Below are 21,377 nucleotides of genomic sequence, written 5' to 3'. Positions count from 1 at the left end.
GTCGCGGGGCTTTTCGTTTGTATCCGTTCGGCGTCGGACGGGGCCGACGCCGGAAAGACTCAGGCGGCCGTGCGGTTGCGGGCTTCGCGCTTGGTGTCGACGCCGGACGCTTTGATCTCGGACAGCTTCTGGGCGACATTGCGCGAGAACACGAACTCGGCCGGACGCTGCTTGTCGAGGTTGATCTCCGGGGCCATCTCGCCCTCGGTCTTGATGCCACGAATGGCATGGACGAGGGGCTTCCAGGGCTTGCGCACCGAATCGACCACCGAAGAGGCCTCGTAGCCCGAGTGGACCATGCAGTCGGCGCACTTCTCGTAGTTGCCGGTGCCGTAGGAATCCCAATCGGTCTCTTCCATCAGCTCCTTGAAGGTGGCGGCGTAGCCTTCACCCAGGAGGTAGCAGGGCTTCTGCCAGCCGAACACCGTCCGGGTCGGGTTGCCCCACGGGGTGCAATGGTAGGTCTGGTTGCCGGCCAGGAAGTCGAGGAACAGGCCCGACTGCTGGAAGGTCCACTTCTCGCGACCCTTCTCCTTGCCGTGCCGGAACACGCCGCGGAACAGATCCTTCGTCGCCTTGCGGTTCAGGAAGTGCTGCTGGTCCGGCGCACGCTCATAGGCGTAGCCCGGCGACACCGTGATGCCGTCGATGCCCATCTTCGTCACGCTGTCGAAGAAGTCGGCGATCTTGTCGGCGGACGAATTGTTGAAGAACGTGCAGTTGATGGTGACCCGGAAGCCCATCTCCTTCGCCTTGGCGATGGCCGCCACGGCTTTGTCGTAGACGCCGCGCTGGCAGACCGACTGGTCGTGCATCTCCTTGTCGCCATCGAGATGGATCGACCAGGTGAAGTACGGGCTGGGCTTGTACTCCTTGATCTTCTTCTCGAGGAGCAGAGCGTTCGTGCAGACGATCGCAAACTTCTTCTGGGCGATGATGCCCTCGACGATCTGCGGCAGGTCCTTGTGCAGGAGCGGCTCGCCGCCGGCGATCACGACCACGGGTGCACCGCACTCGCGCACGGACTCGAGGGCGTCTGCCACCGGCAGGCGCTTGTTGAGGATCTCGTCCGGATAATCGATCTTGCCGCAACCGGCGCAGGCGAGATTGCAGCGGAACAGCGGTTCCATCATCATCACGAGCGGGTAGCGCTTGCGACCGGTGAGGTGCTGTTTCAGGATGTAGCCGCCAATCTTCGCGACGTACCGGAGGGGAATACCCAAGACGTGGCTCCTTGTTGCTGGCCCCGATGTATCGGGCTGCTTAGCGTGAAAAAAATCGAAATTCCAGCGACCTAGATTGGAACCGATCCGAAAGGAGGCCCGACTATCCAGGGATGCGCGCGTTTCTGGAACCCTGGGATAATCCGGCCACAGCCTCGTGAAGATCCGGGCAGGGTCGAAGATGGTGCGACGCTCGGGCGAGCTATCGCGTGGCGCGACAGATACCCAGGATCGTGAGTTTTCTGGGGCGGGCGCCGAAGCTGGTGGCGCACTTTCCCGCGATGCACCCACCGAGCGGGGGGAGGACATCGGGATCGCGTTTTGCCAAGAGGGGTGCGGTGCGAAACGGCACAGGGACGTGTTAGCCCCAGGCAAAAAGCGCCCCTCGTTGCATTCCGGACGCGGGACCCTTACTGAGCCCCATGGAACGATGGACCGTCGTGCCTTGGCTTCCCGCGTCGAGCCGAGCCGCCGCCCTTTAGCCGGATGGAGCCTCGCATTCGTGGATCGTGGGGACAGGTGAGACCGGAGGGCCGGCCACGGAGCGATCCGCATGGCCCAGTCCAACGCCCGTTGGTCCCGGACCCGGCCGCGCTCGGCTGGATCACATCGCACAAGCAGGCAGGATACCCGTGATCGAACGGCTCGTCGCGTTTTCCGTCCAGCGCCGCTGGCTGGTCATAGCCCTGGTCGCCCTCGCCACCGTCGTGAGCGCCGGCATGGCCGCACATCTGTTCCGCATCAACACCGATGTGGAGCGGCTCATCGACAAGGACGTGCCCTGGCGTCAGGACGAGATCGCCTACGAGAAGGCGTTTCCGCAGCGGACCGGGACCCTAGTTGCGGTCATCGACGGCAAGACGCCCGAGGAAGCCGAGGAGGCCGCCGCCAACCTCGCCAAGGCCCTTGCCGAACGCAAGGACGCCATTGAGACCGTCTACCGCCCGGATGGCGGCCCGTTCTACGACAAGAACGGTTTCCTGCTCATGTCGCAGGCTGAGCTGACGAAGACCACGGAACAGCTCGTGCAGCAGCAGGGCCTCCTCGGGCCCCTCGCCGCCGATCCATCGCTGCGCGGCGTCATGCGGGTGCTCACCCTCGGCGCGAAGGGCGTGAAGAGCGGTGATGCGAAGATCGAGGATCTCGATCGGCCCATGGGGCAGATCGACGAGACCCTGCGCAAGGCGCTGGCCGGCGAGCCGGCGCGCCTCTCGTGGCAGACCCTCCTCGCCAACGGCAAGCTGCAGAGCACGGATCTGCGCAAGTTCGTGATGATCCAGCCCGTGCTCGACTACAACGCTCTCCAGCCCGGCGCCACGGCGACGGCGGTGGTGCGTAAGATCGCGGCCGACCTCAAGATCAACAACGGCGACTACCATGTCGGCGACGGGGCCCGCATGCGCCTGACCGGCCCCGTGGCCGTGGCCGACGACGAGTTCGCGACGCTGGCCGAGGACGCGTTCCTGAACTACAGCGTCACGACCGGGGCCATCGTGCTGTTCGTATGGCTCGCCCTGCGCTCCGCCTCCCTCGTCGGCGCCGTCCTCATCACCACCTTCGCCGGCCTCGTCGTCACGGCGGCCCTCGGCCTTCTGATGGTGGGCGAGCTGAACCCCATCTCGGTGGCCTTCGCGGCCCTGTTCGTGGGGCTGGGGATCGATTTCGGCATTCAGTTCGCCGTGCGTTATCGAGCGGATCGGTTCGAGCAGCCGGATCTGCCGTCCGCCCTGCGGGCGGCGGCGCGCGGCGTCGGCTGGTCCCTGACCCTCGCCGCCATCTCGTTGATCGCCGGCTTCTTCGCGTTCCTGCCGACCGCCTTCCGGGGCGTGTCGGAACTCGGCCTCATCGCCGGCGTCGGCATGATCGTCGCCTACCTGTTCTCGCTCACGCTGCTGCCGGCGCTCATCGCCGTGTTCAAGCCGAAGACCGAGGCGAAGGCCGTCGAGACCACCTGGATGGCGGGGGTCGACCACTGGATCATCGAGCATCGCAAGGCCGTGCTCATCGGCGTCGCCCTCGTGACCCTCGCGGGCATCCCGCTCCTCTTCAAGCTGCCGTTCGATTCGAACCCGATGCACCTGCGCAGCCCGAAGGTGGAGTCGATTTCCACCTACCTCGATCTGATCAAGGACCCTGAGACGAGCCCGAATCTTATCGAAGTTCTGGCCCCCTCCACGGAGGCCGCGCCGGCCATCGCCGAGAAGCTGCGCAAGCTGCCTTCCGTCGCGAGGGTCATCGACATCGACACCTTCGTGCCGCCTGATCAGGATCAGAAGCTCGCGATCATCGCCGACACGGCCCAGCTCCTCGGCCCGATCCTCAATCCGAGCCGCAAGCCCCCGCCGCCCACGGACGCCGACAACGTGAAGGCGGTCAAGGACGCGGCGGCCGCCCTGCGGACCCTCGGCGGCGATCCGGCGGGCAAGTCGGCGGTCGCCTTGGCGGCCACCCTCGATACCCTCGCGGCGGCGCCCGTCGCCATGCGCGAGGCCGCCAGCGTCGCCCTCACCACGGACCTCAAGACCCTGCTGACGCGCCTGCGGAGCCTGTTGAACCCGCAGAAGATCACCCTGGACAACCTGCCGCCGAAGCTGAAGGCGGAATGGGTCGCCGCGGATGGTCGCTCGCGCATCGAGGTGCATCCGAGCGGTGACGCCAACGACAACGTGGTTCTGCGCCGGTTCGCCAAGGAAGTGCAGACCGTGGCGCCGCACGCCACGGGGGCGCCCGTCGCCACCACCTCGTCGAGCTACACCATCCTCGGCGCCTTCGTGCAGGCGGCGCTCACGGCCCTGGTGCTCATCTTCATCATCCTGTCGGTGGCCCTGCGCAAACCCTGGGACGTGGCGATGACCCTCGGTCCCCTGGTGCTCGCCACCCTGTGGACCCTGATGGCGCTGCACATCGTCGGAATGCCGCTGAACTTCGCCAACATCATCGCCATGCCGCTCATGCTCGCCGTGGGCGTGGCGTTCCACATCTACTACGTCATCGCCTGGCGCGCGGGCGTGGTCGATATGTTGGCCTCCAGCCTGACCCGGGCGATCTTCTTCTCGGCGCTGACGACGGGGACGGCGTTCGGCTCCCTCGTGCTGTCGAGCCATCCCGGCACGGCCAGCATGGGCAAGCTCCTCGCCCTGTCGTTGTTCTTCACCCTGGTGGCGGCCTTCTTCGTGGTGCCGGCCTTCCTCGGGCCGCCGCCGAAGCAGCCCGATCCGAAGCGTCCCGAGGGCGACACGGCCGTGCCACCCGATCTCAAGGCCCGGCGTCCGGCCGAAGCCGTGGCGGCGAAGTAGGGCGCAGCCGCCTCTGCGAAACAAGAACGGGCGCGGAGAGGATCCGCGCCCGTTCTGCGTTCGAGTATGGCATCCCCGCCCGTGCCCATCTGACGGGATCGCGCGATGGTTCCGGGCTGGTGTTTCGACCCTGTGTCTCTCGACTTCCGTCCAAGGCGGAACGGTCAGGCGAGGAAGTCCGAGAACCCACCGCGAACCGCTCCGGAAGCCCTGGCGGCTGCAAGCGTGGCGGGCGCGATCAACGCATCCCGCTCGGCCGCGTAGGCGTAGCCCGGAGCCTCTCCCGGAAACCCGCCACCGGTGGCGGGATGGGTGTAGAGTTCTGTCAAACCGTCCGGCAGGTGAGCGAGGAGCCCGGCCACACGTTCCGGAGTCATGGCGCCGGACCAAGCGAGTCCGAGGGTCCGATCGGGGATCAGCAGCCCAGCCTGACGCGCGCGTACGGCCAACAGGGCGGCCCAGGGGGCGATGTCCAGGGCCGGCTTCGGCGCAGCCTCCGCCTCGGCGGCCCGCAGGACGGCGCGGGGCTCGCGCGGAACGCGGATCGCCCGCATGCCGTAGCGGCGTCCGATGGCCAGCACCGCGCCGGCGATGAGCGGGTGCACGTGGAAGTGCTTGTGGGCGTTGACGTGGTCGAGGGGAAGGCCGGTGGCGCGATAGGCCTCGAACTGTGCGGTGATCTCGGCGGCGAGCTGGCGCCGGGCCGACGGCTTCAGGGCGAGGTCGAGGCCGAGCCGGCCCATGTCGCTGCGGATCAGGCCGTCCGACCCGGTGAGAGCGGGCAGATCCGCCGCCGGTAGGGTCGGCCACGCCTCGACCATGACGAGATGGAGCCCGACACGGAGCGACGGCAGACGGCGGGCGCGGGCGACGGCATCGGCAGCGGCGGGCGCGGAGACCATCAGGCTGGCGGCCGTGAGGATGCCCTCGCGGTGGGCCTGCTCGACGGCTTCGTTGACTGTGAGGCTGAGACCGAAATCGTCGGCCGTCACGACGAGACGCTTCACGCAGAACTCCCAAGGAATGGGTGTCGAGAGGGCAAGCCCTCTCGCGGGACCAGGGCAGAGCCTTGGAGGATGGAAGATCGGAGCTCCGCCCTCGACCCGCCGGGGCCTCAGGCCCCGGAGCCCGGAACGCAAACGGCCGGGCTGTGAAGCCCGGCCGCGATCGTCGAGGGACTGAAGCTGCTTACGCGGCCTTGGCGGTGCCCTGACGCTCCTTGAGGAAGCGGTAGAACTCCACGCCCTCGCGCAGGCGGCGCTTCATCATGTCGGGCGAGCGAACCATCTCAGACACGATGGAGGCGATCTTCGGGGCGCGGAAGTAGAACTTCCGGTAGAACTCCTCGACGGCCGCGAAGATCTCCGAATGCGACAGGTGCGGGTAGTGCAGCGGCGCGATCTGCACGCCGTTCTCGTCGACGAGCTCGGCGTTCGCGACGTCGAGCCAGCCGTTCTCCACGGCCTGCTTGTAGAGGAACGTGCCGGGGTAAGGCGCGGCCAGGGACGCCTGGATCGTGTGCGGGTTGATGCGCTTGGCGAAGGCGATCGTCTCCTGGATCGTTTCCTTGGTCTCGCCCGGCAGGCCGACGATGAAGGTGCCGTGGATGGCGATGCCGAGGTCGTGGCAATCCTTGGTGAACCGCTCGGCCACCTCGACGCGCATGCCCTTCTTGATGTTGTTCAGGATCTGCTGGTTGCCGGACTCGTAGCCGACGAGGAGCAGGCGCAGGCCATTTTCCTTCAAGACCTTCAGGGTCTCGCGGGGCACATTGGCCTTGGCGTTGCACGACCAGGTGACGCCGAGCTTGCCGAGTTCGCGGGCGATTTCCTCGGCGCGGGGCAGGTTGTCGGTGAAGGTGTCGTCGTCGAAGAAGAACTCCTTCGTCTGCGGGAACTCCTTCAGGCAGTACTTGATCTCTTCGATCACGTGCGCGACCGAGCGGGTGCGATAGGTGTGGCCACCCACGGTCTGAGGCCAGAGGCAGAAGGTGCAGCGGCTCTTGCAGCCCCGGCCGGAATAGAACGAGATGTACGGATGCTTGAGATAGCCGATGAAGTACTTCTCCATCTGCAGGTCGCGCTTGTAGACGCTGGTCACGAACGGAAGCTGATCCATGTCCGTCATGATCTCGCGATCCTGATTGTGGATCACGACACCGTTGGCATCCCGGAAGGACAGGCCCTTGATCTCGGACATCGGTGTGCCGTCGGCAACTTCCTTCACGGTGAAGTCGAATTCGTTACGGGCACAGAAGTTGATGCACGGGGCCTGCGCCATGGCGCCGGCGGCATCCACCGCGACCTTGGCCCCGATGAGCCCTGCAATGAGCTTCGGGTTGGCGGCCTTCAACGCCTCGACGGTCTTCACGTCGGACTTGAACGACGGCACCGAGGTGTGAAGCACCACGAGGTCGAAGTCGTTGGCCTGAGCCACGATTTCCTGAAGCTTGATGTTGTGCGGGGGCGCGTCGATGAGCTTCGAGTTCGGCACCAGGGCGGCCGGCTGAGCGAGCCAGGTCGGGTACCAGAATGACTTGATCTCGCGCTTGGCCTGGTAGCGGGAGCCGGCGCCGCCGTCGAAGCCGTCGAAGGTGGGGGCCTGGAGGAAGAGGGTGCGCATGGGGTTCAAGGCCTCAGCGAGAAGGAAACGGGACAGGCGGGAAGCTCAAGCGAAGATCATAGCGAGGACGCACCAGCATCGCGCCCAAGGCTTCGCTCGGGGATCAATGTGCCGTCTGCAACCACCCGATAATCGTGGCCCTTCCATGTCACCGCACCGGAGACGAAGCTCCAGGCGAAGTTCATGAACGAGAGGATGTCGCGAATCGGCAACAGCCAGTACGGGTGCGGCGCGAGGCCGAAGGCGCGCTCGAGGCGCAGGCACAGGACGATGCGGCAGGCGAGCGCGAAGGCCGCCACCGCGAGGGCGTGGATGCCGGCCCCGGGAATCAGGGCGCCGACGAGGGCGAGCGGGAAGGCGTGGGTGACGATGGAGCCGGCATAGCCCGCGGGATCGACGTTGCGGATGGTGCGGTTCCAGCGCAGCTCGTGGCTCCACAGGCCGGCGAGATCCGTGTCGACGCAAGTATGGCCGATGGTGAAGGTTGGGATCGCCACGACGCCGCCCCCGGCGCGCAGGGCCTCGCCGATGGCGTAGTCGTCAGCGAGATCGTCCCGGAACGCTTCGAAGCCACCGATGGCGGCCAGGGCCTCTGCCGTAAAGGCGATGGTGGAGCCGAAGCAGGGCTTGGCCAGGCCCAGGGAGGTTCCCATGACGACGTTGGGCAGGAACTGAACGTCGATGGCGAGGGCCGAGAGGTGGGCCCAGATACCCCGGTGCGCCGGCACACCATGGTAGAGGCAGGTGACGCCGTTGACGCCGGGCTGGCTCAATTCGGCGACGATGCGGGCGAGGTAGTCGGGCTTCACCACCATGTCGCTGTCGGCCAGCACCACCACGTCGTGTGCGATCTCACCCGACATGTTGATGAGGTTCGAGACCTTACGGTTGGAGCCGTGCTGACGGGCGTCGATCACGAGATCGAGGCGAAGGGCCGGGTAGGCCTGGGCGAGACGGCGCACCACGGCGATCGCCGGGTCGGCGGCGTGCTGAACGCCGAAGACGACCTGCACGGGACCGGCATAGCCCTGCTGGCAGAAGGTTTCGAGGTTCTCGTAGAGGTTCGGCTCCATGCCGCAGAGCGGCTTGAGGATCGTCACCGACGGCGCCGCACCGACAAGCACCGGTGCCGGGCGCCGGGCGAAACGACCGGCCAGGGCCGCAGCCACGAGACCGTAGACGCAGCCGGCGAGGGCGAGCAGCAACAGCAGATGCGAGAGCCAGATCAGGTCCATGGGGGCGTCGCTCGGTCACGGGGCTCGTGAGAGTGCCGCGAGGGGAGCGGCGCGAATGTCGTTGAGTCGGTGGTGAGGGCTGGCAGTGACCGGACTCTAAGGCGCCGGTTTGGCGGCGAGCATTCCGGCCGTGCGTTCGCGCAGGAATTTCAGCAGTTCATCGGCCCCGCCAGCCTTCAGGGGCTCGGCGAAGTTACCGCGAAGGATGGCGACCTCGCTGACGTCGCCGTTGAGATAGACATCCTGGATGCGGCCCGCCGGGCCGACGAGGTAGTCGACCTGGGAGGAATCGCCGTCGGCACTGGTGGCTTCACTCTGAACCAGCCGGTTGGCGCCGCGCGTCTCGATCTCCGGTTTGACCGTGAACCTGCCGCCGGCGGCCTGCGCGAGGCGCGTCGCATAAGTGGCAATGAAATACTGGGCGAAGGCGTCCGTGAGGGCACCCTGCTGCTCAGGGCTAAAATCTTTCCACTTCGGCCCGACGGCGATCCGCACCATGGCGGGAAAGTCCATGGTTTCGCTCAAGTTCGAACCGATGGCCGTGGCACGGGTCCGGACATCGCCGGGCCCGGCCTTCAGGGCGGCCTCGAAACTCGTGTACAGCGCGCGCACCGTGTTCACCGCGGGATCGTCGGCCGCCCGTGCGGCGAAGCCTGACGACAGCAGGCAGGCGACGAGGCTCGCGCGGAAGGCGGGGGTCAGGCGCACTTCTTCAACTCCGCGAGATCGCCCTCGAGCGGACGCAGGAGCGTGGTGCCGCGATCGCTCGCGTAGGGAACGACCAGGGGGGCGGCCTGCGGCGCCGCGTGGCGCGGCGTCACCGCATCCCCGCTGTCCGGAGCGGGACCGGTCTTGCCTTCGAGGGCATGCCACGCAAGCAGGCCGGGCACGCCGATGAGGAGGTCGGCGAGGCGCTTCACGAGGGAGAGCGCGAGGGCCGCCTCGGCCGGAATGCCGAAGATGGCGCAGAGGGCGATGAGGCCGCCTTCCTGGGCGCCCAGCGCCCCGGGCACGGCGAAGGCGGCGCCGCGCACGGCCTGCGCCAAGCTCTCGATCACCACGGCTTCGAGGAAGCTCACGGGATACCCCATGAAGTGCAGGCACACGTAGACCTCGATGGTGCCGATGAGCCAGCCGACGAGATGGATGCCGATGCCGCCCGCGATCCGACCGTGGTTGCCGTACAGGCGCTTCAGGGCGTCGTAGAGCACGTCGATGGCGCCCAGCGCCCGCCACTCGCGCGAACCGGCGAACCGGCTGACGAGCCCCTGGATGATCTTGTGGCCGCTGCGGCGCTGGATGAGATAGAAAGCCGCCAGAGCGGGGCCCGCCACGGCGAGGCCACCCGCCACGGTGCGGACGATGGGTCCGTCCCCGGCGAGCCAGGCGAGGAGCGCGACGCCCGCCACGGTGAACAGGAATTGCGTGACCGCCTGGGTCATCAGGTCGACGAACATGCTCGCCCCAGCGACGCCGCCCGAGACGCCCCGCTTGGTCAGCAGGCGGGCGGCGACGAAATCGCCCCCGACCTGGGCCACGGGCAGAAGGGTGTTGATGCCCTCGCGGACGAAACGCAGGGTCACGCTGTCGCTCAAGGATGGACGCTCGAAGCGCGGGAAGATCACGAACCAGCCGAGACCCGCCCAGGCCACGGCCACGGCACGCGCGACCACGACGACGAGGGCGCCCCATCCGGCGCTGACCACGGCGCTGGCGACGTCTTCCAGACCCGAGGAGAGGAACAGGCCAACGACCGTGCAAAGACCGGCGATCAGGGCCAATGTCGTCAAACGCTTCATGGTCCCCTTTCGGACGTCGGTTCGGCCGATCTCTGCTGAAATCCCGCCGTGTTTCCGGGCCAGAAGACCGCCGGAAGCGATGAGCATCTTCGGAAGTTGCAGCTTTGGGAACCGTTGTCTATCACCCGATAGACACAGTGCGGACCAAAGCGGCACAGGGGCGAGGGCCCCAAGATCAGCCGCAGGACGCGCGACAGGGGACCGGATCATGGACCGCGAATCACACATCACGACGGGCGAAGCCGTCGATCAGGACGGGCGTGGCGACCGCTACGCCGGATCCGGTTTCGGCGCCCCGGGAACGCCCAAGCCGCAATCGCCGGTCATGGCCTGGAACGAGTGGGACCCCCTGGAGGAGGTCATCGTCGGAAGTCTCGACGGTGCGACCATTCCGACACACCACCTCACGGTGATCTTCAACCTGCCGCGCGCCGCGCAGCCGTTCTATCGATTCGCCTCGGGCTTCCGGTACCCGAAGTTCATGAAGAAGCTCGCCCAGCAGGAGCTGGATAACTTCATCTCGATCCTCGCCGGCGAGGGCGTGAAGATCCGCCGCCCCGACAGCATCGATTTCTCGAAGAAGTTCCGGGCGCCGCGCTGGTCCTCGCGCGGCTTCTGCGTCGCCTGCCCGCGCGATCCGTATCTCGTCATCGGCGACGAGATCATCGAGAGCCCCATGTGCTGGCGGTCGCGCTACTTCGAGGGCGATGCCTATCGCTCGCTGTTCAAGGAGTATTTCCGCAACGGGGCGCGGTGGACGTCCGCGCCGCGTCCGCAGCTCACGGATGAACTCTACAACTACGATTACCGGGTGCCGAACCTGAAAGCCGGTGAGCCGATGCAGTTCACCGTCAACGAGTTCGAGCCGGTGTTCGACGCCGCCGACTTCGTCCGCTGCGGACGGGACATCTTCGTCACCCGCTCCAACGTCACGAACCTCATGGGCATCGAGTGGCTGCGCCGCCACCTCGGCCCGGGTTTCCGCATCCACGAGATCGAGAGTCGCTGCCCGCAGCCGATGCACATCGACTCGTCGTTCATGCCTCTGGCTCCCGGCAAGGTGCTGGTGAACCCGGACTACATCGACGTCGAGAAGCTGCCCGCCGTGCTGAAGAAGTGGGACGTGCTCATCGCCCCGCGCCCCGACCCGGTCGAGGGTTTCATGAGCAAGATCTCCATGTGCTCGCCCTGGACCTCGATCAACGTGCTCGCCATCGACGAGAAGAAGATCGTCGTCGATCAGAGCCAGCCGACCCTGATCAAGGCCCTGAAGGACTGGGGCTTCGATCCGATCCCGGCGCCGTTCCTGTCCTACGGCCCGTTCGGCGGCTCGTTCCACTGCGCTACCCTCGACGTGCGCCGCCGCGGTACGCTGAAGTCCTACTTTTAAAGCGTCGTCTAAAGTATCGTCCCGACTGCATTATTCGGGACGATACTATCGAATCTCATGCAAACGAGGCTCGATGCGCCGTCTGCGCGTCGAGCCTTTTTCGTAGACATAATGCTGCTTGGTGCCGTGTCCTCAAGCCGCCGGCGGCTTCGTCGCCTCCATGGACGGGCGCGCCGCGAAGCCGTCCGCCCATCGACCGAGGCCAGGTGCACGTCGGCGCCAGATGAGATCCGGAAAGCGCACGTCGAGGTACCCCAGCGCGCAGGCGACGGTGATCGTGCCGATATCGACCCGATCGGCAAGCGCTTCGGCGCCGGCCTCGAAGTGGTCGAGAACGCCTTCGATCTTGGCCGTCTGCCCGGCGATCCAGGCGACTGAGCGGTCGCCCTCCCCCCGGACGGTCAGCTCGTAGCGAAGCAGCAGGGCGGCATCGAGAAGGCCGTCGGCCGTGGACTGATCGCCGAGGGCGGTCCAGCGGGCGGGCCCGGAAGACGGAAACACCCCGCCGCCCGCCAGGGCATCGAGGTACTCGCAGATCACCCGGCTGTCGGCGAGGGCGTGGCCTTCGTCGGTGATCAGGGTCGGAACCTGCGCCAGGGGATGCACGGCCAGGATGCTGGCGTCGCGCTGTGTCGGATGCGCGGCACTCGGCAGCAGTTCGATGCGCTCGGCGAGGCCCAGTTCATGGGCGACGACCGTGACCTTCCGCACGAACGGCGAGAAGGGGGAATGGAACAGCTTCATCGGGTGAGAGACGACTTTCCGAGGGAGGGTGAGAATTAGGGCCGGCGCGAGACCGGCTTGGCCCGTGCCGCGGCGGGTGCCGGCGTGGCGACAGGAGCCGTATGCGGCGTCAGACGCGGGGTTTCGACCACGAGGCGCTTGACCGGCCAGCCATCGGCCCAGCGCTCCATGTCGCTCAGGCGCGGATTGCCCTTGAGGGACTGTGCGTCGGCCCCTGCGAAGGCCGCCGTTGCAGCCAGATCGAAGCTCTTCCAGTAGGCGAGATAGTCGAGGCTGTCGGTTCGGGCGTTGTTGATCTGCGCCACCAGGGTGGTCTGCTCGCCGGTCAGGGCCATGTCGGGCGTCCAGCGGAAGGGCGGCGGCGCCTGCTTCGGGTCACGCGGCGGATCGGGTGGAAGCTTCAGGGCAGTGCCGTCGTAGGCGGCGTCGGCGCCGGCTGGGGAGGCCAGGGTCGCGGTGAGGGACGGGAAACCGTGATCGTCGGACAGGGCGCGCAGGAACAGCTTGCGCTCCGGCGCCACGGCGCTCGCCTCGCGCAGGAGGCGGCGCGCGGCGAGATCGGCCGCTCGGGCATCCCGGTCGCCGATCACCGTGACGACGAGGGTCTCGGGCGCAATCTTGGAGAGATCGTGCAGGACGATCCCGCGTGCCTTGGCATCGCTCGCGATGCCTCCCGGCATGATCGCGAACACGAGGCGCGGCACGGGAAGGTCCTGCGCCACCGCATCGGCGGCGATGTTGGCGGCAATGGGCGCCCCCGCGAGGTGACCGATCAGGGCGACGCGTTTCAGGTCGGGCTTGGCGTCGGCGTCGTTCGCCAACTCCGCGAATGCCGCCTTGATCAGGCGCTCGGCGTTGGCCGAGGCGTCCACCGGTCGGGTCCGGTTGATCTCCTGGAAACGCGGGAACACGACGAGGTAGCCGGACCGGGCGAGGTGATCGATCCACGCCCCATAGGCCTGCGGGTTCGGGGCCCCCCAGGCGTGGAGGAACACGGCGACGGGCCGACCTTCGACGGGGGCGGCGCCGGATTTGTAGAACACGAAACTCGCTGCGCTGGCACGTCCGATACCGCGCTTGACGATCACCGCCGCACGGTCGCCGATCCCGCCCGGCCCTTCCATGGGCTGCACCGGCGGCGCTGCGGCCTGGGCCGGACCCTGCAGCGCGCCGATTGTGCTCAGACAGGCGGCGATGAGGCCGGGGCGGAGGTTGAGGGGCATGGTGTGCTCGGCGGACGGGTTCGGAACGACAGCGGACCGGTGACCGAGACATAGCAGATCGTGGGAAGTGCGCGATGCCCGGGGAAAAGCCCGCGGGCAGTGCGGCATTCACGCCGCACTCAGGTGCCGGTTTTGCTCCCGTTCTTGGTCTGACGCGTTTCGTCGATCCGGCTCGCGAGAAGCAGGAGATCGCGGGGGAGCGGCGCGTCCTCGACATCGCCATAGAGGTCGCGGAGATCGCTTCCAATCCGGGCGAGCATCACCGTCTCGTTGAAGGCGGTGCTGAAAAAGACCGCCGGAGCGGGGTATCGATTGCCATGGTCGGCGGTCATGATCGGTCCACCAGCCCTTCCGGGTGGTAATATAGGAAAGATCAATTTCAACGGATCGACGGGCTTATGTTTCCACTTCGCCGACGATAATTTTGGTAGCCGGTACGCCCACGCCGATCACGTCGGGTCCGGCATGGGCCTGCGCCGAGCGACCGGCCGCTTCCTGAACCCAAGCCAGAATGTCGGCGGCGCGCCAGGGTTTGGGGATGAAGGTCGCCGACATCCGCAGGTCGCTCGGTTGATCTCCTGCATCGCCGGATGTGAGCAGGACGCGCACCCTCGGCCAAGTGACGCCGATGATTCGGGCGAGCTCGAACCCGCCGATGGGGCCCGGCGTGCGCACGTCCGAGAAAACCACGCTGACTTCTTCGCCCCGGTCCTTGAGGATCGCGAGGGCCCGTTCGGCGGTCTCGGCCTCGAGGACGCGAAAACCGGTTTCCTCCAGCATCTCGGCCGCGAGATAGCGCTCGTCGGGCTCGTCCTCGACGACGAGGATGACGGGGCGCGCGTCCAACGAAGGTGCAGCACTCATGGGTTCGGAACGCTCTTCAAGCCAGGACGGCGGGCCGATCCTTGTATTGCCAGATCGATGAACTATCCGGGGAATGTGTCGTTCCTGCGGGCACCCATGAGAGTGCTTTTTTGATCAATGCAGCAAGTGTGCCGCACTCGGCCACTCAGATCTTCGATTCACAGCCCCTTCGCCTTGAGAAACGCGAGCGCCCGTGTCCAACCCTCTTCGGCCGCCTCGCGACGGTAGCTCGGGCGGTAATCGGCATGGAAGCCGTGAGGGGCATCGGGATAGACCACGAGCTCGACGGATTTGCCGGCGGCCACAGCCTTGTCGCGCGCCGCCTCCACGGACGCCACGGGGATACCGGTATCGGCACCGCCGTAGAGGGCCAGGATCGGGGCATGGATCTCGCCGGCGACGTCGTCGGCCGTGCGCGGCTGGATGGCGGTACGCTCGCCGCCGACGGGGCCGTACCACGCGACGCCGGCCTTGAGGTCGCGTCGATGGGCGGCGTAGAGCCAGACGCCCCGCCCGCCCCGGCACCAGCCGATGGTCGCAAGGCGGGTTTCGTCCCCGTTCGAGGCCGAGACCGCCCAGGCTGCGGCGGCGTCGAGATCGGCGATCCACTGCGCATCGGGCGTCTTCGCGATGACGTCGCGGATGATGACCTTGGCGTCCGTCATGGTCGAGAGGTCGCCCTGGCGCGCGTAGAGCTCGGGCGCTACGGCGCAGTACCCGGCCTTTGCCAACCGCCGGCACACGTCCTTGATGTAGTCGTGGACGCCGAAGATTTCCTCGATGACCAGGATCACCGGGAACGGCCCCGGCCCCTCCGGCATGGCGCGGTATCCCGGCATCGGGCCGTCGCCCGCAGGAATGCTGACCTCGCCGGCCACCAAGCCGGCAGCGTCCGTATGGATCGCCTGCGCCGCCACCGACGTCGTCGCGAGGGTCAGCCCGGTCATCAGGCTCGTCATGACGAAGCCCCGCCGCGAGAACGGCGACGTCGTCAGTCCATCGAGGCCGTCCATCGCGTCGACATCGTCACTGTGCTGTTTCATGGCGCTCTCCGGTGCCTTGCCGATCTAGGGCCGGGCGGCCGAAGGGCAAATTCCGTCGTGAGAACGCCGTCGCTCGGGCGGTGTCGGACCTCTCGATCCCACGACCCTCCCGAGCGGATGTCGTTTCAAAGAGTGGCGTGTTGGGGGGCGGCTTCCATGGTGCGCTGTTGCGCCGGCATTCCGCTCCGACGGCCCGTGCCACGTCCCTCGAGCGCGGGATTCCGCTTACGCGTCGCGCCGGACTTCGGCGTCTTGGGACGGAGGACATCGCGCAGCATCACGAAGTCGTCCGCCGCCTTCGTGGTCCCCGATCCCACCTTGAGACCGAAACCGGTGGCGAACGACGAAGCCAGACCGGCATCGCGGGCGACGCCGAAGACGTTCAGGGCGGCGAAGAACGCCTCGCGGAACGGCAGCGCCCGGCACCAGGTCTTCTCGGCCAGATGCAGGGGCCATTCCCACAGGTCGCCCCGGCGCATTGCGATGACGTCGCGAGCGATGAAATACCCACTCGTCCGGTGCTCGAGGCCCTCGGGAACGACGTTCCACTCGGCGTTCTGGAACAGCGAAGCGGCCGTGGTGCAGGTCTCGTCCGGATACAGGTCGATCATGATGCCCCTCGTCGGCGTCGGGCGAATCACGCAATGGCGAATCGCACGTCGTTTAGAACATTGAGGGAACATTGATCCGAACCGAATTGGACGTCAAGCGATGTTCTTGTTGCGTTCGCGGAAGCGCGTCACGGTTTCCGGAACAGGTCGTGCTCGACCCGGTCTCCGGCATGGATGCCGAGACGCGCCGTGGTCCCGGCATTGAGTTCCAGCACGGACAGGACGGCTTCGCCCGACGGAATCACCTTTGTGGACAGTGGCTCGGTTCCCGTGGCGACCCGGGCGATGGTTCCGTCGGCCCGGATGAACACCATATCGAGGGGGAGGTAGGTGTTCTTCATCCACATGGCCACGGGAGCGACGGCCTGGAAATCGAACAGCATGCCGTGATCGGGCGCCATGGTGCGCCGATACATCAAGCCGCGCGAACGTTCGGCATCCGTGCGCATCACCTCGACGGCGAAGGTGTGGCGTCCGGCCCGTGACGCGATGGTCAGGGGCTCGGTCGGGCCCGAAGCCGCGTCCTGTGCCGAAGCGACGGGAAGGCCGAGGAACAGGAGGGCGCAGAGCGCGCGCAGGACGGCGGTCATGGTGTGCAACGCAGAACTCATGGCTTGGGAGAGCTTCCTCGCGGAAGCCGGACTCAGTGCGAGGCGGGCAGCGTGCCGTCGGGAAAACGCACTTCCGCCGCCATCGTGCCCTTGGAGCCGTCGCCGTATCGGACGAGGACGGTTTCACCGGGCTTGAGTTCGGCGATGCCGTAGCGGCGAAGCGTCTCCATATGGACGAAGATGTCGGGCGTGCCATCACCCCGGCTGAGGAATCCGAAACCGCGCAGGCGGTTGAACCACTTCACCACGGCCGTCTCGAGCCCGCTCGTCGGCGTGACGCTCACATGCGTCCTCGGCATCGGCAGTTCCGAGGGGTGAAGGGCGGTGGATTGGTCGAGGGAGATAACCCGGAACGCTTGCCAGCCGCGTGGCCGCTGGGTCGCTTCGACGACGATGCGCGCGCCCTCGCTCGCGGATTGGTGGCCGTCGCGGCGCAGGCAGGTGATGTGGAGCAGCACGTCCGCCGAGCCGTCGTCGGGCACGATGAAGCCGAAGCCCTTGGCGACATCGAACCATTTGATACGGCCGGCGACTTCGATGAGGTCGAGGGGACGCTGGGGCTCACCGCCCAGATCTTCGCCCGTGCGGGTGTCCCAGGGCTCTCCAGTCGAACGCCCCCCGACGGAGCTTGGCCCGAATTCGTCCGACATGAAGGCAATCCACTCCGAATCACGCTGCGCAACTCAAAAGTTAGCTTAACGAAGTGCTCACCTCGCGGAAGCCCATTTGCTACCCTCCCGTGTCGATCCATGTTGCATTGTTCGGTGCGCGGGTGCGGGGGCCACAGGGGATCGCGAGGGCGTCGGATCGATGTTAGGCCGGCGCATGGCGTTCTCCTCCCCCGATCTCGCAGCAACCGCCACGATCCCGGCACGCCAGCACGGCCGGATCGATGCCCTCGACGTCGCACGCGGCGTGGCCCTCGCGGCGATGGCGCTTTATCATGCAACCTGGGATCTCGGCTTTGTTCGCCTGACGCCCGAGAACTATGCGCTCTCGCCGGTCGGCCGGGGTGCGGCCCATCTGATCGCCGGGAGCTTTCTCGTCCTCGTCGGCGTCGGGCTGGTGCTCGCCCACGGGGCCGGAATCCGGCGCCGGGCTGCCTCGACGCGGTTCGCGCGGATCGGCGGTGCGGCTCTCGCCGTGACGGTGGCGACCTATCTGATCTTCCCGGAAAGCTACGTGTTCTTCGGCATCCTGCACTGCATCGCGTTCGGCAGCGTGCTGGGTCTGCCGTTCCTGTTCGTTCCCGTCGCGGTCACCGCCGCCTGCGCGGCCGCCGTGGTCGCGGCCCCGGTGTTCACCGGGGGGGGCGTCCTCGACGCGCCGGTCCTGTACTTCCTCGGACTCGGCAAAACCCTGCCGCAGACGAACGACTATGTGCCGCTTTTCCCGTGGTTCGGTCTCATCCTGGCGGGAATCGTCGTCGGCCGCCTCGGTCTGCCGCGTCTCGTCCCGTCGCGCCTCGGCCGATGGCGGGCCGAAACGCGGCCGGGGCGGGGCATCGCCTGGGCCGGTCGGCACAGCCTCGCCGTTTACCTCGTGCATCAGCCGGTGCTGCTGGCCGTGTTCTCGGGGCTCGCCGCCCTCACGGGGCCGCATCCCCGTGCCGGGGAGGCGGAATTCCGGACGCTCTACGCCCGCAACTGCGTCGCGACGGGGGGCGAAGCCGGGGCCTGCCGCGTGGCGGCACGCTGCGTCGTCGTGGGATTCCGCCGCGACGGCCTCTGGGCACAGTCGCAGCGAGCGTTCACGGTGGCGGAGCGGGCCCACGCACAGGCCCTGTCGCAGGCCTGCTACGAGGCCGCCGAAGGGACCGCGCCGCCACCGTAGGAGCTTCAGTCCTTGGCGCGTTCCACGTAAGAACCGTCTTCCGTCATGATCACGACACGGGTGCCGACCGCGATATGCGGCGGAACGGCGGTGCGCACACCGTTCGACAGGATAGCCGGCTTGTAGGACGAAGAGGCGGTCTGGCCCTTCATGGCGGGCTCCGTCTCGGTGATCTCGAGGATCACCCGCTGCGGCAGCTCGATGGTGAGCGCGACGTCGTTGTGGATCGAGACCATCACGGCCATGCCCTCCTGCAGGTAGGGCGCGGCACTACCGACCACGTCCTTGGGCACCAGCACCTGCTCGTAGGTCTCGGGGTTCATGAAGTGAAACCCTTCGCTGTCCTCATACAGGAAGGTGTGCTCGCGATCCTCGACGAAGGCGCGCTCCACTGACTCGGTGGTGCGGTAGCGCTCGGACACCTTCACGCCGTCGGTGATGCGGCGCATGTCGAGCTGCGTCACCGGGGTGCCCTTGCCCGGATGGATGTTCTCGACCGTCAGGATGACGTAGAGCTTGCCATCCTTGTCGACGACGTTGCCCTTGCGGAGCGTAGAGGCGATCACCTTCACGGGGTCAGGTCCTGTTCGTGTCTCGAGAAACGGGTCGGTCGCCCCGGCGCGGTTCGGAGCCGCGGGGACGACATCGTGGGCTCGCCACTACCCTATCCGCGGCCCCGTTGCCAGCCGCAGGGCTTTTGAGGACCTCGCGGCCTTTGAGAGCCTCACGGGGCGTGGAGGCCTCGGGCGCCCCGTGATATGCCCCGCCCGATGATCGATCCCTCCCCCTGGTGGCATCCGGACCGCCACGCCGACCGGCGGCCGGTCTTGATGGCGCGCAACCGCATCACAGCCGCCCTGCGCGCGCACTTCGCGGCCGGGGGGTTCGTCGAAGTCGAGGCCGCCTGCCTCCAGGTTTCGCCCGGCAACGAGGCGCATCTCTCGGCCTTCGCGACGCAGATCCTCGGCTCCGACGGGGCGGCGCGTCCGCTCTATCTCCACACGTCGCCTGAATTCGCCTGCAAGACCCTGCTGGCGGCGGGCGAGCGCCGAATCGTGAGTTTTGCGCGGGTGTTCCGCAACCGCGAGCGCGGCCCCCTGCACCACCCCGAATTCACTCTGCTCGAATGGTACCGGGCGGGTGAGGATTATGACCGGCTCATGCGCGACTGCGCCGAGATCCTGGCGCTCGCCGCCGAGATGGCGGGCACGCGCAGCCTCACGTATCGCGGCCACGAATCCGATCCGTTCGCCCAGTTCGAACGCCTGACCCTGGCCGAGGGGTTCGACCGTGTCGGCATCGATCTCCTCGCCACCGTGGCGCCGGACGGGACCACGGACCGGGATGGGCTGGCAGCCGCCGTCACGAAGGCCGGTCTGCGGGTCGCCGGCGACGACACCTGGGCCGACCTGTTCAGTCGCGTCCTCGTGGCCCGCATCGAACCCGGTCTCGGTACCGGGCGCCCCACCATCCTGTGCGAATATCCCGTGAGCGAGGCCGCCCTCGCCCGTCCGACGGCACGCGATCCGCGCGTGTCCGAGCGGTTCGAGCTCTATGCCTGCGGGGTCGAACTCGCCAACGCCTTCGGCGAACTCACCGACCCGACCGAGCAGCGCCGCCGCTTCGTCCTCGAGATGGACGAGAAGGAACGGGTCTACGGCGAGCGCTACCCCATCGACGAGGCGTTCCTCGACGCGCTGGCTGTCATGCCGGAAGCCAGCGGCATCGCCCTCGGCCTCGACCGCCTCGTGATGCTCTGCGTCGGGGCGCGCCACATCGAGGACGTCCTCTGGACGCCCGTAACCGGGGGGCGACCTTGAACCGCCCCCTGAAGAGCCCCGCCGACCTCGCCCGCGCCGGTCTCGTCGGGGCGGCGGCCCTCCCCGCCCTCGAGGCCGTCGCCGCCCGCTACGCCGTCTCGGTGACGCAAGACCTCGTGGATCTCATCGACGTCGCGGATCCGCACGATCCCATCGCCCGGCAGTTCGTGCCCCAGGCGGAGGAACTCGCGATGGCGCCGGAGGAGAACGCCGACCCCATCGGCGACGACGCCCACAGCCCCCTGCCCGGCCTCGTCCACCGCTATCCGGACCGGGTGCTCCTCAAGCCGCTCCACATCTGTCCGGTCTATTGCCGGTTCTGCTTCCGCCGCGAGCGGGTCGGCCCCGAGGGACTCGGAACCCTGGACGAGGCCGAACTCGACGCCGCGTTCGCGTATATCGCGGCCCGGCCCGAGATCTGGGAGGTCGTGGTGACGGGCGGCGATCCGTTCGCCCTGTCGCCCCGGCGCCTGGCCCGGATCGCCTCCGCCCTGAAGGCGATTCCCCATGTGCGGGTGCTGCGCTTCCACACCCGCGTGCCCGTGGTCGACCCCGCTGCCGTCACCGACGATCTCGTCGCCGCCCTGAAGGCGTTCGAGGGCGCCGTCTTCGTGGCGCTTCACGCCAATCACCCGCGCGAATTCACCCCGGCGGCGGCCCGCGCCATCGCGCTCCTGGTCGATGCCGGCATTCCCATGGTGAGCCAGACGGTTCTCCTCGCCGGAATCAACGACGAGGCCGAGACCCTCGGCCTCCTGATGCGGACCTTCGTCGAGCATCGGATCAAGCCGTACTACCTCCATCATGGCGATCTCGCGCCCGGCACCGCCCACCTGCGCACGGATCTCTCCGAGGGACGCGCCCTGATGGGGCACCTGCGGGGGCGTCTCTCGGGGCTCGCCCAGCCCCTCTACGTCCTCGATATTCCCGGCGGCCACGGCAAGGTGCCGGTGGGGCCGGACTATCTCCACGCAACGGCGGACGGTTGGCGGGTCGAGGATCCGCAGGGGCGTCGGCACGCCTATCCGCCGACACCCCTGCATCCTCCCGAGCCGGAGTGATT

Annotated in this window: 20 protein-coding genes; 5 read left to right on the top strand and 15 right to left on the bottom strand. The window is 67.4% G+C overall.

Annotated features, from left to right (window positions below; all coding sequences use genetic code 11):
* Positions 1-59: 59 nt before the first annotated feature.
* On the bottom strand, positions 60-1,223 hold the full coding sequence (hpnH, locus tag MFF01_RS10700) for an adenosyl-hopene transferase HpnH (RefSeq protein WP_238225035.1): 1,164 nt from the start codon (positions 1,221-1,223) through the stop codon (positions 60-62).
* A 632-nt stretch (positions 1,224-1,855) separates the two neighbouring features.
* On the opposite strand from hpnH, the gene MFF01_RS10695 reads away from it, so the two are divergent.
* Positions 1,856-4,519, top strand: coding sequence for an MMPL family transporter (locus MFF01_RS10695; RefSeq protein WP_238225033.1), 2,664 nt, complete (start codon positions 1,856-1,858; stop codon positions 4,517-4,519).
* A 164-nt stretch (positions 4,520-4,683) separates the two neighbouring features.
* Here the strand turns inward: MFF01_RS10695 and hpnK are convergent, their stop codons facing one another.
* The 5 genes from hpnK to MFF01_RS10670 all read right to left on the bottom strand — a co-directional run bounded on the left by hpnK (position 4,684) and on the right by MFF01_RS10670 (position 10,175).
* Positions 4,684-5,526 (bottom strand): hopanoid biosynthesis-associated protein HpnK, encoded by an 843-nt coding sequence (hpnK, locus tag MFF01_RS10690; protein WP_238225026.1) that lies wholly within the window; start codon positions 5,524-5,526, stop codon positions 4,684-4,686.
* 181 nt (positions 5,527-5,707) lie between these two features.
* On the bottom strand, positions 5,708-7,141 hold the full coding sequence (gene hpnJ, locus MFF01_RS10685) for a hopanoid biosynthesis associated radical SAM protein HpnJ (RefSeq protein ID WP_238225024.1): 1,434 nt from the start codon (positions 7,139-7,141) through the stop codon (positions 5,708-5,710).
* A gap of 56 nt (positions 7,142-7,197) precedes the next feature.
* Positions 7,198-8,376: a bacteriohopanetetrol glucosamine biosynthesis glycosyltransferase HpnI gene (gene hpnI, locus MFF01_RS10680; protein ID WP_238225021.1), complete on the bottom strand. Its 1,179-nt coding sequence runs from the start codon at positions 8,374-8,376 to the stop codon at positions 7,198-7,200.
* Positions 8,377-8,472: 96 nt separating this feature from the next.
* The gene (locus MFF01_RS10675; protein WP_238225020.1) at positions 8,473-9,084 is read right to left on the bottom strand and encodes an MlaC/ttg2D family ABC transporter substrate-binding protein; all 612 of its coding nucleotides are present in this window, start codon (positions 9,082-9,084) and stop codon (positions 8,473-8,475) included.
* Entirely contained in the window at positions 9,075-10,175 is a 1,101-nt protein-coding gene (locus MFF01_RS10670; protein ID WP_238225018.1) for a flippase-like domain-containing protein, read from the bottom strand. Before MFF01_RS10670 ends, MFF01_RS10675 begins: the two co-directional genes overlap by 10 nt.
* A gap of 208 nt (positions 10,176-10,383) precedes the next feature.
* Here MFF01_RS10670 and MFF01_RS10665 point away from each other — a divergent pair, with 208 nt between their 5' ends.
* Positions 10,384-11,565: an amidinotransferase gene (locus MFF01_RS10665; protein WP_238225016.1), complete on the top strand. Its 1,182-nt coding sequence runs from the start codon at positions 10,384-10,386 to the stop codon at positions 11,563-11,565.
* 132 nt (positions 11,566-11,697) lie between these two features.
* On the opposite strand, the gene MFF01_RS10660 is transcribed toward MFF01_RS10665, so the two are convergent.
* The 8 genes from MFF01_RS10660 to MFF01_RS10625 all read right to left on the bottom strand — a co-directional run bounded on the left by MFF01_RS10660 (position 11,698) and on the right by MFF01_RS10625 (position 17,311).
* Complete coding sequence (locus tag MFF01_RS10660) at positions 11,698-12,309, bottom strand: glutathione S-transferase (protein ID WP_238225013.1); 612 nt, start codon at positions 12,307-12,309, stop codon at positions 11,698-11,700.
* 35 nt (positions 12,310-12,344) lie between these two features.
* Entirely contained in the window at positions 12,345-13,532 is a 1,188-nt protein-coding gene (locus MFF01_RS10655; RefSeq protein WP_238225011.1) for an alpha/beta hydrolase family protein, read from the bottom strand.
* A 119-nt stretch (positions 13,533-13,651) separates the two neighbouring features.
* Positions 13,652-13,864: a hypothetical protein gene (locus MFF01_RS10650; protein ID WP_238225008.1), complete on the bottom strand. Its 213-nt coding sequence runs from the start codon at positions 13,862-13,864 to the stop codon at positions 13,652-13,654.
* Between the two features lie 64 nt (positions 13,865-13,928).
* Positions 13,929-14,396, bottom strand: coding sequence for a response regulator (locus MFF01_RS10645; RefSeq protein ID WP_238225006.1), 468 nt, complete (start codon positions 14,394-14,396; stop codon positions 13,929-13,931).
* A gap of 158 nt (positions 14,397-14,554) precedes the next feature.
* Positions 14,555-15,409, bottom strand: a complete 855-nt coding sequence (locus MFF01_RS10640) for a dienelactone hydrolase family protein (RefSeq protein WP_238225043.1) — start codon at positions 15,407-15,409, stop codon at positions 14,555-14,557.
* A 155-nt stretch (positions 15,410-15,564) separates the two neighbouring features.
* Positions 15,565-16,050: a hypothetical protein gene (locus MFF01_RS10635; RefSeq protein WP_238225004.1), complete on the bottom strand. Its 486-nt coding sequence runs from the start codon at positions 16,048-16,050 to the stop codon at positions 15,565-15,567.
* A 128-nt stretch (positions 16,051-16,178) separates the two neighbouring features.
* A complete protein-coding gene (locus MFF01_RS10630; protein WP_238225041.1) occupies positions 16,179-16,640 on the bottom strand; it encodes a DUF192 domain-containing protein in 462 nt (153 codons plus the stop codon).
* A 53-nt stretch (positions 16,641-16,693) separates the two neighbouring features.
* Positions 16,694-17,311 carry a cold-shock protein gene (locus MFF01_RS10625; protein ID WP_238225002.1) on the bottom strand — a complete coding sequence of 206 codons (618 nt, stop codon included), beginning with the start codon at positions 17,309-17,311 and terminating at the stop codon, positions 16,694-16,696.
* 175 nt (positions 17,312-17,486) lie between these two features.
* On the opposite strand from MFF01_RS10625, the gene MFF01_RS10620 reads away from it, so the two are divergent.
* The gene (locus MFF01_RS10620) at positions 17,487-18,494 is read left to right on the top strand and encodes a heparan-alpha-glucosaminide N-acetyltransferase (protein WP_238225001.1); all 1,008 of its coding nucleotides are present in this window, start codon (positions 17,487-17,489) and stop codon (positions 18,492-18,494) included.
* Positions 18,495-18,499: 5 nt separating this feature from the next.
* On the opposite strand, the gene efp is transcribed toward MFF01_RS10620, so the two are convergent.
* On the bottom strand, positions 18,500-19,066 hold the full coding sequence (gene efp / locus MFF01_RS10615; RefSeq protein ID WP_238224999.1) for an elongation factor P: 567 nt from the start codon (positions 19,064-19,066) through the stop codon (positions 18,500-18,502).
* A gap of 198 nt (positions 19,067-19,264) precedes the next feature.
* Between efp and epmA the strand changes: the two genes are divergently transcribed.
* Both epmA and MFF01_RS10605 read left to right on the top strand, forming a co-directional pair.
* On the top strand, positions 19,265-20,314 hold the full coding sequence (epmA, locus tag MFF01_RS10610; protein ID WP_238224997.1) for an EF-P lysine aminoacylase EpmA: 1,050 nt from the start codon (positions 19,265-19,267) through the stop codon (positions 20,312-20,314).
* On the top strand, positions 20,311-21,375 hold the full coding sequence (locus MFF01_RS10605; RefSeq protein ID WP_238224995.1) for a lysine-2,3-aminomutase-like protein: 1,065 nt from the start codon (positions 20,311-20,313) through the stop codon (positions 21,373-21,375). The genes epmA and MFF01_RS10605 overlap by 4 nt, the downstream gene beginning before the upstream one ends.
* Positions 21,376-21,377 lie beyond the last annotated feature (2 nt).

The organism is Methylobacterium adhaesivum (assembly GCF_022179065.1).
GTDB classification, from domain to species: domain Bacteria; phylum Pseudomonadota; class Alphaproteobacteria; order Rhizobiales; family Beijerinckiaceae; genus Methylobacterium; species Methylobacterium adhaesivum.
The sequence above is the reverse complement of the archived record's forward strand: the minus strand, read 5'-3'. Positions and strand labels throughout refer to the sequence as shown.